We start from the raw sequence: 12,499 nt of genomic DNA on the forward strand, positions 1-12,499 counted from the left end.
TTGCCCGAACTATCGCGCGCTTAGAGTCAAGATCAAGATCAACAGACTTTCAATAATTATCGGAGCACCGACAGCGTGCTTGCAGTTACATCCTCTCGCCGGCAAGCCGGCTCCCACAGGGATGACTGAACATTTCAGAGCAGCGCGACAGATTCAGTGTTGATCGTTGTAATGAAACTTCGGCATTTCCCAATGAAACCGAATCGCCAACAACCGCACCAGAAAACCACCGAACAAGGTCAACAACATCGCCTGCTCGGCCGGCACCTTGAAATACACGCAGCCCAGGTAAAACCATGCCGCCGCAAACGACACACTGGCGTACAACTCACGACGAAACACCAGTGGAATGTCGTTGCAGAAGATATCCCGCAGGATGCCGCCAAACACCCCGGTGATCACACCACTGATCGAAGCGACCAGGAACCCCTGCCCCATCTCCAGCGCAGTCATGCAGCCAATCAGCGTGAACGCCACCAGCCCCAGCGCATCGAGCACCAGGAACAACGAACGCAAGTGGCGCATCAGGGGTGCGATGAAAATGGTCAGCAGCGCCGCGAAACTGGTGAGCACCAGGTACTCCGGATGCTTCACCCAGGTCAGCGGATAGTGCCCGAGCAGCACGTCGCGCACCGAGCCGCCACCAAGCGCGGTGACGCAGGCGATCAGCACCACGCCGAACCAGTCCATGCCGCGGCGACCGGCTGACAGAGCACCGGTCATGGCCTCGGCGGTAATGGCGATGAGATAGAGCATCAACAACATGGCGCAGGTCCGTGCGGGAAAGGCGCGCAGTCTACCCAGTCGCGCGGGGCGCCAAAAGGGGGCGCGCCAAGGATCGTCGGCGCATGACAAGGTCAGACCTTGATGAAATGCTCGCGGTAGTGACGCAGTTCGGCAATCGACTCACGAATGTCGTCCAGCGCCAGGTGGGTATTGCCCTTCTTGAAGCTGTCTCGCACATCCGGAGCCCAGCGCGCGGCCAGCTCCTTGAGCGTGGATACATCAAGGTTGCGATAGTGGAAGTAGCCCTCCAGACTGCGCATGTGGCGATACAGGAAACGGCGGTCCTGGCAGATGCTGTTGCCACAGATCGGCGACTTGCCTTTCGGCACCCACTGCTCGAGGAAGGCGATCGTCTGCGCCTCGGCCTCGGCCATGCTCACCTTGCTTTCCCGCACGCGCTGGGTCAGGCCCGAGGCGCCGTGGGTGCGAGTGTTCCACTCGTCCATGCGCGCCAGCACCTCGTCGTTGTGGTGGATGGCGATCACCGGGCCTTCGGCCAGGGTGTTCAGCTCGCTGTCGGTGACGATGGTGGCCATCTCGATGATGACGTCTGCGTCCGGATCCAGGCCGGTCATTTCCAGATCGATCCAGATCAGGTTCTGTGGGTTCTGCATGAAAGGGCTCCTCGAATAGGCCGTCATATTAGCCTAGCGAGGCGGGTCTTGGGCGGGCCGTGCTAAACTGCCTGCCGTTTTCTTTCTGCCCCGCCGACACGGAACCTCCATGGCCAAACGCCAGCTCAACCGCCGCCAGAACTGGCGCATCGAAAAGATCCAGGGCGAACGCGCCGCCCGCGCCGCCAAACGCGAGCAGCATGTCTTGCAAGAGCTGGAAGGCGGCGACCTGGGGCCAGAGCAACTGGGCCTGGTGATCGCCCACTTCGGCGTGCAGGTCGAGGTGGAAGCCCAGGACGGCGAGGCCGCCGGCCAGGTGTTCCGCTGCTACCTGCGGGCCAACCTGCCGGCGCTGGTGACCGGCGACCGCGTGGTCTGGCGCGCCGGCAACCAAGGCATCGGCGTGATCGTCGCGCAGATGCCGCGCAGCACCGAACTGTGCCGGCCAAACAACCACGGTCAGCTCAAGCCTGTGGCGGCCAACGTCGACCTCATCGTCATCGTCTTCGCCCCGGCCCCGGAACCCCACCCCAACCTGATCGACCGCTACCTAGTGGCCGCCGAGCACGCCGGCATCCGCCCGCTGCTGCTGCTGAACAAGGCCGACCTGATCGATGACGAGAATGGTCCCGGCCTCAACGCGATGCTGGAGGTGTACCGCGGGCTGGGCTATCCGCTGCTGGAGGTGTCGGCTCACCACGGCGACGGTATGCAACGCCTGCAACAGACGCTCGATGGCCACATCAGCGTGTTCGTCGGCCAGTCGGGCGTGGGCAAGTCCTCGCTGGTCAACAGCCTGCTGCCCAAGGCCGACAGCCGCGTCGGCGACCTGTCGGAGTGGTCCGGCCAGGGTACGCACACCACCACCACCGCGCGCCTCTACCACTTCCCCAATGGCGGCGACCTGATCGACTCGCCGGGCATTCGCGAATTCGGCCTGATGCATGTCAGTCGCGACGACGTGGAAGACGGCTTCATCGAGTTTCGCGACCTGATCGGCAACTGCCGCTTCCGCGACTGCAAACATGACCGCGAGCCTGGCTGCGCGCTGCTCAAGGCACTGGAGGATGGCAGCGTCACGCAACAGCGGATGAACAGCTATCGCTCGATCATCGCCAGTCTGCCGGAAGACACCTACTGAGCCGACCGAACTGTAGGAATATTTAACCGATATAGGTAGGAGCTCTCTGGTTTTTTGGTCACCCATTGTCCCGAGTCCGGCTTTCCCCGAAGGTCATGCCTCAGCCTGGCAGGTCCTGCCGGCGAGGATCAGGGAGGACAATGCAAAATGCCGGTTTTCATCAGCTACCGTCACGACGAGCGACTCGATGCCTTCATCCTCAACGAGCGCCTGCTGCTCGAAGGCATCCCCACGCAACTGGTGCGTTTCGACGACGAAGGACAGACCTTCGACGACCTGCACGGCAGCTTCTGCCAGCAGATGACCGACGCCACCCACTGGGTCGGGATACTGCCACCGAACAATCGCGACGACTGGTGGACAGCCTGGCTGCTGGGGGCCGCGGCCATGACCAATCGACGGGTGAGTTTCTATCACGCAGGCGCCAGCGAATCGCCGGGATACCTGGGCAAGTGGCCGACCATGAGAAAGCGGGAGCATATTGATCTGTTCGTGCGGGCCTATCATGACGAGCAGACCTTTGGCCGCGCCATGGCCTCGATGGCCCGCCGCGGGACGCTGTCGGACAGGGACAACGCGGACTTCTTCCACGCCGACCTCAAGGCCAAGATCCGGCGGGGCTTCTGAATACCTTTCGCCGATGATCCGGGTGATGCGGCGTTCCGACGAGCCCGCGCCCACGCAGGCAATGCTTGAAGGCGCAGGCCTGGGCAATCTCCTACGGGGCTCGCCGATGAAAGGGCCGCAAGGCGGCCCCTGGCACTTACTGGTCCTTGGCCTCGTCCATCTTCAGTACGCCATCCTCGAAGATATTCAGCTTCTGGCGCAGCTCACGCGGCTGCATCGGCGTATCGGCCGGTGCCGCGCCGGCCCCCGGCGCGGCGCCCGCAGGCGGCGCGGTCTCGGTCGGCGGCGCCTGCTCCGGCGCGCCCTGCTCACCCTCGATGGTGCGCTGAGCCTTCTTGGTCAGGACGATGATGTCGATGCGGCGGTTGACCGGATTGAACGGGTTCGCCCGATCGAACAACGACGACGACGCATAGCCAACCACACGCGCCACCTGCTCGTCCGGATAGCCACCGGCGACCAGCGCTCTGCGCGCGGCGTTGGCCCGGTTGGCCGACAGCTCCCAGTTGCCGAAGTCACCGGTGCCGGAATACGGCTTGGCATCGGTGTGGCCGCTGATGCTGATCTTGTTCGGCACCGCCTTGATGGTATCGGCCATGGCCAGCAGGATGTCCTCGAAGTACGGCTGCAGGCGGGCGCTGCCCAGGTCGAACATCGGCCGGTTCTCGGCATCCATGATCTGGATGCGCAGGCCGTCCTGGGTGATCTCGAACAGGATCTGGTCCTTGAACTTCTGCAGTTGCGGGTTTTCCTCGACCTTGTTCTGCAGCTCCTGCAACAGCAGCTCCAGGCGCTCGCGCTCGACCTGCTCGGCCATGGTCTCGACCTTGTCCTTGTCCAGCTGAATGCTGGTGTCGGGCGTCGGCTCGGACTTCTCTTCCGGGTTGATGGTCTTCTCCGGCGCCAGCTGCGGCGAGCCACCCAGGTCGATGATGTAGGGAGTGCCGCTCTCGGAGAAACCGATCGGGTCCTTGAAGTAGCCGGCAATGGCGATCTTCTGCTCGGGCGTGGCGGTGGAGAGCAACCACAGCACGAGGAAGAACGCCATCATCGCCGTGGCGAAGTCGGCGAAGGCGATCTTCCAGGCCCCGCCGTGGTGGCCGTCGCCAAAACGCTTGACGCGCTTGACGATGATGGGCTGATTGTTCTCCATGGCTTAGCGACCGCGTACTGCTTGTTCCAGCTCGGCGAAGCTCGGGCGGTGCGCCGGGTAGAGCACCTTGCGACCGAACTCGACCGCCAGCGACGGCGGCATGCCCGAAGCCGAGGCCACCAGCGATGCCTTGATCGCCTCGTAGACGTTCAGCTCTTCCTTCGCGTCGTGGCGCAGGGCGTTGGCCAGCGGGCCGAAGAAGCCATAGGCGGCAAGAATACCGAAGAAGGTACCGACCAGCGCCGCGCCGACGTGCAGGCCGATGGATTTCTGATCGCCATCGCCCAGCGAGGCCATGGTCACCACGATACCCAATACCGCGGCGACGATACCGAAACCGGGCATGCCGTCGGCGATACCGTTCACCGCATGGGACGGGTGCTCGAGCTCTTCCTTCAGGCTCAGCAGCTCCATGTCGAACAGGCCTTCGAGCTCATGCGGCGCCATGTTGCCGGTGGACATGATGCGCAGGTAGTCGCAGATGAACGCGGTCATGCGCTCGTCGTTCAGCACGGCAGGGTACTTGGCGAAGATCGGGCTGGCCGCGGCGTCCTCGATATCGCCCTCGATGGCCATCATGCCTTCGCGGCGGCTCTTGTTGAGGATCTCGTAGACCAGGCCCAGCACTTCCAGGTAGAAGGTGTGAGTGAAACGGGTGCCGAACATCTTCAGCGACTTCTTGATCACATGCATGGTCATGTAACCAGGGTTGGCCTGAAGGAACGCACCGAAGGCCGCACCACCGATGATCAGCACTTCGAACGGCTGGATCAGTGCCGCGATCTTGCCGTGGGAGAGCACGTAGCCGCCGAGCACGCTCGCGAATACGACGATGATGCCGATAATTTTAGCCATAAGTTGGAAGCACTTGCTGTCGTGGTCAGGGTAAGGGACGGGAGCCTTTAAACTCTTCTTCTACTTATCGGCAGAACTGCGCCAGACTATAGCCACTCATTGCGAAAAGCCAGTTCGGACTGATGTCAATATGCCAATTGAAAGCAAGGTGCCCAGCCAGGTCCCGTCGAGTCTAGAGGCCTGGATAAAGCTGCTCGACGGGGTTCGCGTTCCAGTCCCGAAGGAAAGCCACGACCGTGTGCTGCAGGCTATCAACGACAGCCACCGCTCACTGCGCGACATCGCCGAGCTGATGCAGGACAGCCCCGCGCTGGTGCTGTGCGTGATGCGCGAGGCCAACCATTCGGCCAATGCCAGCCAGGCCGAACCTGCGCAGAGCCTGGAGATCGCCCTCAACCGCCTGGGCCTGGCCCGCACCAGCCAACTGCTGGCGCGCCTGCCCGCGCTGCCGACCGACGACATCCCACCCGTACTGCGCCAGTTCCTGCTGATCAGCCAGCACGCCACCCAGCAGGCCAACGGCCTGTTCGCCAGCCGTCTCGCGCGGCTGTGGCAGGAGATCCACTGGGGCAGCCTGTTGTTCCTTGCACCGCTCTGGCCGTTGGCCCTGGCCTACCCCCGGCTGCTCGACACCTGGGAGCTGCGGGTCATCCACAAAGGCGAGCAAGCCTGCGAAGTCGAACACGAGCTGTTCGGCGTACGCATCATGCAGCTGTGCCAGGCCATGGCCCAGCACTGGCGCCTGCCCGAATGGGTGACGCAGGGCTATCGCCTGCTGCTGGACGAACGCGAGCAACTGGCGCAGGTACTGGCCATCGCCCGCGAACCGGACCCGCTGGTCCAGCAGCAACGCCTGGACGAAGCACCGAACTTGCGCCGCTGGTTCAACCAGCCCCCCAACACGGTGCTGCTGGCCAACGGCCTTGCCCTGGCCGCCCAGGTGGGCTGGGACAACCCGCACTTGCTGCGCTGGCAGTTGCTGACCGCGCTCTATCTGCAGACCTCGCTGGACGATGTCCAGCAACAGGTCCATCAACAGGCCGCCACCAGCGCCCGCCATCACGCCCGGCATGCCCTGTTCCACCCGGCCGAGGCGCTGATCTGGCCCTGGCACCAGCGCCGCCCACACCCGGACATGCTCACACCGCCGCCGCCCGACAGCGAAGACCTCGGGCGCTGGCGCAAGCTGTGCCAGGAGCTGCTGGCCCAACCCAGTCCGTTCACCAATGCCGTGCACCTGGCCACCCAGGCCCGCGACGCGCTGCAGGCATGCGGCATGCAGCGCATCATGCTGCTGAGCCTGGACAAGGCCAGTGACTACCTGCGCGTGCAGCAGACCGCCGGCCTGCCCTCCGAAGCCGCGGCCATCGCACTGCCGATCAGCCAGAACAAGCTACTGCAGAAACTGCTGAGCAAGGCCGGGCAATTGCGCCTGACACCGGAGAACCATGCCCAGTTTTCGGCGCTGCTGCCGGCGCCGCTGCGCGCGTTCTTCCGCGGCGAACACCTGCTGTTGCGCTCACTGGCGGTCAGCGACCAGGTACTGATGCTGGCGGTGGCGGACCAGGGCGGCAAGCCGCTGGCCGACGTCAGCGTGCAGGCGTTCGGAAAGACCGCGCAATGCATCGAACGCGCACTGGCCGTGTTTGCCGTCCGCAATGCCTGACCCTTGCGCTACAATCGCCCCTCTTTCCACTCTGGAGAACGTGGATGACTGACTTTTCCGGCCTGCCCCTGGTGATCGAAGCCGAGGATCTGCTGCCGCGCCTGGATTCGCCCGAGCTGATCCTGATCGACCTGAGCAGCGCCAACCGCTATGTCAGCGGCCATATCCCCGGCGCCCGCTTCGTCGAGGGCAAGCGCACCCAGCTCGGCCAACCCCCAGCCCCCGGGCTGGTGCCGGCACTGGCGGACCTGGAAAGGCTGTTCAGCGAGCTCGGTCATCGCGACGACGCCGTCTATGTGGTCTACGACGATGAAGGTGGCGGCTGGGCCGGCCGCTTCATCTGGCTGCTCGACGTGATCGGCCATGAGCACTACCACTATCTCAACGGTGGCATTCAGGCCTGGCCCGCCGACAAGCTCACCACCGAGGTGCCGGCAGCGGCCGGTACATCTGTGCGCCTGCAATTGCACGGCGAACCGACCGCCACCCGTGAATACCTGCAAAGTCGCCTGGGCGCCGATGACCTGGTCATCTGGGATGCCCGTGGCCCACAGGAATTCAGCGGCGAGAAGGTACTGGCCGCCAAGGGCGGGCACATTCCCGGCGCGATCAACCTCGAGTGGACCGAGGGCATGGATCTCAACGATCACCTGCGCATCCGCAAGGACATTGCCAAAACCCTGAAGGAACGGGGCATCACTCCGGACAAGGAAGTGATCACCCACTGCCAGACCCACCGCCGCTCCGGATTCACCTACCTGGTGGCCAAGTCCCTTGGCTATCCACGCGTCAAGGCCTACGCCGGCTCGTGGAGCGAATGGGGCAACCACCCGGACACGCCTGTAGAAGTCTAAGGAACCTGCATGAAATCCCGTCTGTTCATCATCAGCCAGTACCTGCTGCCGCACCACCTGCTGTCGCGGCTGGCCGGCTGCGTCGCCGAGTGCCGCGCACGCTGGTTCAAGAACGCCTTCACCGCCTGGTTCGCCAAGCGCTACCAGGTGAACATGTCCGAAGCGCTGGTCGAAGACCTCACCGCCTACGAACACTTCAACGCCTTCTTCACCCGCGCCCTCAAGCCTGGCGCCCGCCCGCTGGACGAAACCCCCGGCGCGGTCCTCTGCCCGGCCGACGGCGCGGTCAGCCAGCTCGGCCCGATCGAGCACGGCCGCATCTTCCAGGCCAAGGGCCACAGCTACAGTGCCCTGGAGCTGCTGGGCGGCGACCCGGCGCTGGCCGCGCCGTTCATGTGCGGCGAGTTCGCCACCATCTACCTGTCGCCCAAGGACTACCACCGTGTGCACATGCCGCTGGCAGGCACCCTGCGCGAGATGGTCTACGTACCGGGCCGGCTGTTCTCGGTCAACCAGACCACCGCGGAAAACGTGCCTGAGCTGTTCGCCCGCAACGAGCGCGTGGTGTGCCTGTTCGACACCGAGCGTGGGCCGATGGCCGTGGTGCTGGTCGGTGCGATGATCGTCGCCTCGATCGAGACGGTCTGGGCCGGCCTGGTCACGCCGCCGAAGCGTGAGCTGAAGACCTTCCGCTACGACGAAGCCAGCCGGGCGCCGATCCACCTGGAGAAAGGTGCCGAATTGGGGCGCTTCAAGCTGGGTTCCACCGCCATCGTGCTGTTCGGACCGGAGCAGGTGAAGTGGGCCGAGAGCCTGGGCGCAGGCTCTGCGGTACGGATGGGTGAGCTGCTGGCGCAGCCGAGCCAGGCCTGAGCATCCGATAACTAAAAGGCCCTGCATGATTCATGTCATGCAGGGCCTTTTTTTGCCTTGGGATTGCTGGGAGGGCTTCGCCCTCCTTTCGCGACGCAAGGCCGCTCCTACAGGGGGATGCGATCTTCTGTAGGAACCCCCGGACTCAAGATCAACCGCGCGCTTCGCGATCGCGCACGCCGAGCAGGTACAGCACGCCGTCCAGGCCCAAGGTCGAGATCGCTTGCTTGGCCGACTGGCGCACCAGCGGCTTGGCACGGAAGGCCACGCCCAGGCCGGCCAGGGATAGCATCGGCAGGTCGTTGGCGCCATCGCCGACGGCTATGGTCTGCTCGAGCTGCAGGCCTTCTTCGCTGGCCAATTTCTGCAATAGTTCGGCCTTGCGCTGGGCATCGACGATCGGTTCGACGGCCACGCCGGTCACCTTGCCGTCGACCACCTCCAGTTCATTGGCGAATACGTAGTCGATGCCCAGGCGCGCCTGCACCTGCTTGGCAAAGTAGCTGAAACCGCCCGAGAGGATCGCAGTCTTGTAGCCCAGGCGCTTGAGCTCGGCGAACAGATGCTCGGCGCCCTCGGTCAACCGCAGCGAGGCGCCGATCTCGTCGAGCACGCCCACATCCAGCCCCTTGAGCAGCGCCATGCGCTCCTTGAAGCTGGCGCGGAAGTCCAGTTCGCCGCGCATGGCGCGCTCGGTGATCGCCGCCACCTGCTCACCGACGCCAGCAGCCTTGGCCAACTCGTCGATCACCTCGGCCTCGATCAGTGTGGAATCCATGTCGAACACCGCCAGGCGGCGGTTGCGACGGAACAGGTCGTCCTTCTGGAAGGCGATGTCGATGCTCAACGCTTCGGACAGCGCGAAGAAGGCCGCGCGCAGGGCTTGGCCGTCGCTCGGCTCGCCGCGCACGGAGATCTCCAGGGCCGCCTTGCCTTTCTCCTGGGGAGCATCCAACACCACGCGGGCGGACAGCCGTTCGATGCGCTCGATGGTCAGGCCGTGCTGGCTGATGATCGCGCTGACCTGCTGCAGCTGCTGAGGCGTGATCTTGCGGCTGAGCAGGGTGACGATGTGCCGGGCCTCGCCCTGGCTGTCGGCCCAGTGCTGATAGTCGGCCTCGGAAACCGGTGTGTAGCGCGCCTGCAGGTTCAGCTCGTGGGCCTTGGATTGCACGCTTTGCAGCAGCGCGGTGGCCACTTCATTGTCGGGAATGTCGACCAGGATACCGAACGACAACGTGCCGTGCATCACGGCCAGACCGATGTCGAGAATGTTCACACCGCCCTGGAGCAGGACGCCGGTGATGGCCGCGGTGAGACCTGGACGGTCTTCACCAGTGATGTTGATCAGGACGATTTCGCGCAAGACCGGGCTCCAACTCGATGAAAAATGCGCATTCTACCGATTTTCCATGACCATCGGGCGCCAACGATACTTTGCCGACAAAACACGGATCGCTATACTGCGCAGCAACTTTCTCGCCATAAAGAGCCGCGCTCTGTGAACCGGCCCACGCCCGTAAAACCCGACAACTTCTTCCTGATGATCTACCGAGCCCTGAGCCAGCGCCGAATTCCACTGGCCCTGCGCATCGCCAGCCATAACATCTTCCTGGTGGCCCTGGCCCTGGTGATCTATGCCTGCGTGATGGGTCTGCAGTTCAAGCAGGCCATGCACGAGCAGGCCGATGCCGTTGGCCAGAGCCTGACCACGCAGACCGCCACGTCTGCGACGGAGCTGCTGGTGTCCAACGACATCCTCAGCCTCAATGTGCTGCTGGGCAACCTGGTGAAGAACCCGCTGGTGGCCCATGCGGCCATCTACAGCGTGGACAACCGCATCCTCGCCGAAGCCGGCCAGCGCCCGCGCAATAGCCTGCTGGGCGAAGCCGAAGGCGTCTACCAGACCAAGATCACCTTCCAGGACGTGACCGCCGGCCAACTGCGCATCAGCCTGGACATGAGCCAGTTCCAGCAGCCGATGCTGATCAGCCTGCAGAGCATGGGCATCCTCGCCGCGATCCTGCTGGCCCTGGCCCTGACCCTCAGCCTGCGCCTCGGCCGGTTCATCTCCACGCCTCTGCTGCAACTGCGCGTATGGCTGCGCGACCCGCACCCGTACACCCCGGCCATCGACCGTCAGGACGAGATCGGCGACCTGGCTCGTCAGCTGCACGCTCGCCTCGCCCCGCCGCCACCGCCGGAGCCGGAGGAAGAAGACGAGGAAGACGATTTCGACGACATGCCCGCCCCCAAGGCTGCCGCTCGCCCGAAAGTGGCGGCGCAGGTACAGGAGCATGACGAAGACGATGAAGCCTTCGCCGGCCTGATGGATGAGGAGAGCGCACCGGTCAAACCGGTCGCCGTCGAATCCGACGAGCCGCAGAGCAGCGCAGTGCTGGCTGTGCAGCTGGGTTCCCAGGAGCAGCTGCGCCGCCTGCCACGCAGCCGTCTGACCGAGCTGCTGGAACGCTACCGCGACTGCCTGGACCAGGCCGCGTCGCTGTACGAAGGCGAAGTCCATACGCTGAACGACGGCAGCACCCTGCTGCTGTTCCACAGCCGTGACTGCGGCGAGGACTACCTCACCAACGCCATCTGCTGTGGCGAGCTGCTGCGCGCCCTGGGCCACGCCCTGCAGATCGAGGTGGCCGACAGCGGCATCACCCTGCAACTGCAGTTGGGCCTGGTGCTGGCCGACGATCTGCATGGCATGGACCAGGTGGACCTGCTGATGACCGAGCAGGCGCAGGACGCACTGGCCCTGTCGCAGCACAGCCGCAACCTGCTGCTGGTCGAGCGCCGTATCAGCGACGATGCCCTGGTGCGCCAGCGCGCGCGCATCCGACCGATCGCCAGCCCCGAGGGGGCATGCTGCGTGGAGCGTTTGATGGAGCCTTATCCGTCCATGCTGGAGCGCCAGCTGGCGCGGATGCACGAGCGCCGCGCCTGATCCACTGCTGAGCGTGGGAGCGGGCTTGCCCCGCGACAGGGCTCGTCGGGACGGCAAGATTGCTTGCGCCGACGCTATCGCTCCCCCGCTGTCCCGCGTCCATTACGACAGACATGAAAAAGCCCGCATCGCTGCGGGCTTTTTCATGTCTGTCAGATCAGAACCGGAACACTTCCAGGTCGGTACGGATCGGCGAAGCCATCGGAATCTTCGGTTTCTCCGGCTCTTTCTTCACCTGTACCGGCGCGGCTGGCTTGCGCGGTGTCTCTTCGGCAATGGCCGGCTGGTTGGCCAGCGGCTTGACCGCACTGCTCAGTTGCTCGGCCAGCTTCTGCAGCAATTGTCCCTGGGCCTGAACCTGGGCCGACTCGCTGCCAGCGTGGGGCTGCTCAAGGTGGACGATGCGGTTGTCACGCACCTGGCCACGGCGGTCCAGCACACGCCATTGCGCATCCAGGATCGCCGGCTGGTTCTTGCCCGAGTCCAGGCGGGTGATCGACAGCAGCACCTGCACGTCCGGAGTGAAACCGGCGCTGGCCGGGGCAAGCACGACGCGTTGGCTGTCCAGGCGCCAGGCCAGCTGACGCACCAGCAACTGGTCGATATCCGACGAAAGGCTGCCGGCCCAACGACCATCGGTCGCCGCGGTCAGGCTGCCATCGGCCTGCCGTTGCAGGAAGGTTTCGCGTTGCAGGTAGTCGGCCACCGATACCGGGCCAAGCACCACCGCCATGCCCGCAGCCTGGCCAGGTTGGCCGGGATCACCACTGTCGAGCTGATACAAGGCGACCGGTTGATGCAGACTGCATCCACTGAGCCCCAACAGTCCGGTCATCAACAGCGCAAATGGAAGGCGCAGAAATTTCATTCATCCCATCCAGGCGGCCGTCACAAGACTGACCGCAGTGATACTCGTGTAGATTCATCCGGGCACTCAGCCACGCCGGTGCCGCAAGGGCGATATCATCCGCGAAAAA

The 12,499-nt window shown here is 64.3% G+C and carries 12 protein-coding genes; 6 read left to right on the plus strand and 6 right to left on the minus strand.

Annotated elements, in window-relative coordinates; genetic code table 11:
- Positions 1-153: 153 nt before the first annotated feature.
- Together N7422_RS25705 and orn are read right to left on the minus strand one after the other, a co-directional pair.
- On the minus strand, positions 154-765 hold the full coding sequence (locus N7422_RS25705; RefSeq protein ID WP_011535955.1) for a trimeric intracellular cation channel family protein: 612 nt from the start codon (positions 763-765) through the stop codon (positions 154-156).
- A gap of 92 nt (positions 766-857) precedes the next feature.
- Positions 858-1,400 (minus strand): oligoribonuclease, encoded by a 543-nt coding sequence (gene orn, locus N7422_RS25710; protein ID WP_279809154.1) that lies wholly within the window; start codon positions 1,398-1,400, stop codon positions 858-860.
- Positions 1,401-1,509: 109 nt separating this feature from the next.
- On the opposite strand from orn, the gene rsgA reads away from it, so the two are divergent.
- Positions 1,510-2,541 (plus strand): small ribosomal subunit biogenesis GTPase RsgA, encoded by a 1,032-nt coding sequence (gene rsgA / locus N7422_RS25715; protein ID WP_279809155.1) that lies wholly within the window; start codon positions 1,510-1,512, stop codon positions 2,539-2,541.
- 147 nt (positions 2,542-2,688) lie between these two features.
- Complete coding sequence (locus tag N7422_RS25720; protein WP_279809156.1) at positions 2,689-3,168, plus strand: molecular chaperone Tir; 480 nt, start codon at positions 2,689-2,691, stop codon at positions 3,166-3,168.
- Positions 3,169-3,304: 136 nt separating this feature from the next.
- On the opposite strand, the gene motB is transcribed toward N7422_RS25720, so the two are convergent.
- Complete coding sequence (gene motB / locus N7422_RS25725; protein ID WP_279809157.1) at positions 3,305-4,321, minus strand: flagellar motor protein MotB; 1,017 nt, start codon at positions 4,319-4,321, stop codon at positions 3,305-3,307.
- Between the two features lie 3 nt (positions 4,322-4,324).
- Entirely contained in the window at positions 4,325-5,176 is an 852-nt protein-coding gene (gene motA, locus N7422_RS25730) for a flagellar motor stator protein MotA (protein WP_279809158.1), read from the minus strand.
- A 130-nt stretch (positions 5,177-5,306) separates the two neighbouring features.
- Between motA and N7422_RS25735 the strand changes: the two genes are divergently transcribed.
- From N7422_RS25735 to asd, 3 genes are read left to right on the plus strand one after another with little or no spacing between them, the layout of a single operon-like run.
- Positions 5,307-6,842 (plus strand): HDOD domain-containing protein, encoded by a 1,536-nt coding sequence (locus N7422_RS25735; protein ID WP_279809159.1) that lies wholly within the window; start codon positions 5,307-5,309, stop codon positions 6,840-6,842.
- A 44-nt stretch (positions 6,843-6,886) separates the two neighbouring features.
- Positions 6,887-7,696: a rhodanese-like domain-containing protein gene (locus N7422_RS25740; RefSeq protein ID WP_279809160.1), complete on the plus strand. Its 810-nt coding sequence runs from the start codon at positions 6,887-6,889 to the stop codon at positions 7,694-7,696.
- 9 nt (positions 7,697-7,705) lie between these two features.
- Positions 7,706-8,569, plus strand: coding sequence for an archaetidylserine decarboxylase (asd, locus tag N7422_RS25745; protein ID WP_279809161.1), 864 nt, complete (start codon positions 7,706-7,708; stop codon positions 8,567-8,569).
- A 151-nt stretch (positions 8,570-8,720) separates the two neighbouring features.
- Here asd and serB read toward each other — a convergent pair whose 3' ends face one another.
- Positions 8,721-9,935 (minus strand): phosphoserine phosphatase SerB, encoded by a 1,215-nt coding sequence (gene serB / locus N7422_RS25750; protein WP_279809162.1) that lies wholly within the window; start codon positions 9,933-9,935, stop codon positions 8,721-8,723.
- 135 nt (positions 9,936-10,070) lie between these two features.
- On the opposite strand from serB, the gene N7422_RS25755 reads away from it, so the two are divergent.
- Entirely contained in the window at positions 10,071-11,522 is a 1,452-nt protein-coding gene (locus N7422_RS25755) for a histidine kinase (protein WP_279809163.1), read from the plus strand.
- A 157-nt stretch (positions 11,523-11,679) separates the two neighbouring features.
- Here the strand turns inward: N7422_RS25755 and N7422_RS25760 are convergent, their stop codons facing one another.
- Complete coding sequence (locus N7422_RS25760) at positions 11,680-12,390, minus strand: ABC-type transport auxiliary lipoprotein family protein (RefSeq protein ID WP_279809164.1); 711 nt, start codon at positions 12,388-12,390, stop codon at positions 11,680-11,682.
- Positions 12,391-12,499: the final 109 nt, after the last annotated feature.

This window comes from Pseudomonas sp. GD04091 (genome assembly GCF_029836165.1).
Taxonomy (GTDB): domain Bacteria; phylum Pseudomonadota; class Gammaproteobacteria; order Pseudomonadales; family Pseudomonadaceae; genus Aquipseudomonas.

Excerpts from the sequence above, each read along its gene's own strand:
- N7422_RS25705 (WP_011535955.1), bottom strand. The coding sequence starts at position 765 with ATGTTGTTGATGCTCTATCTCATCGCCATTACCGCCGAGGCCATGACC.
- orn (WP_279809154.1), bottom strand. The coding sequence starts at position 1,400 with ATGCAGAACCCACAGAACCTGATCTGGATCGATCTGGAAATGACCGGC.
- rsgA (WP_279809155.1), top strand. The coding sequence starts at position 1,510 with ATGGCCAAACGCCAGCTCAACCGCCGCCAGAACTGGCGCATCGAAAAG.
- N7422_RS25720 (WP_279809156.1), top strand. The coding sequence starts at position 2,689 with ATGCCGGTTTTCATCAGCTACCGTCACGACGAGCGACTCGATGCCTTC.
- motB (WP_279809157.1), bottom strand. The coding sequence starts at position 4,321 with ATGGAGAACAATCAGCCCATCATCGTCAAGCGCGTCAAGCGTTTTGGC.
- motA (WP_279809158.1), bottom strand. The coding sequence starts at position 5,176 with ATGGCTAAAATTATCGGCATCATCGTCGTATTCGCGAGCGTGCTCGGC.
- N7422_RS25735 (WP_279809159.1), top strand. The coding sequence starts at position 5,307 with ATGCCAATTGAAAGCAAGGTGCCCAGCCAGGTCCCGTCGAGTCTAGAG.
- N7422_RS25740 (WP_279809160.1), top strand. The coding sequence starts at position 6,887 with ATGACTGACTTTTCCGGCCTGCCCCTGGTGATCGAAGCCGAGGATCTG.
- asd (WP_279809161.1), top strand. The coding sequence starts at position 7,706 with ATGAAATCCCGTCTGTTCATCATCAGCCAGTACCTGCTGCCGCACCAC.
- N7422_RS25760 (WP_279809164.1), bottom strand. The coding sequence starts at position 12,390 with ATGAAATTTCTGCGCCTTCCATTTGCGCTGTTGATGACCGGACTGTTG.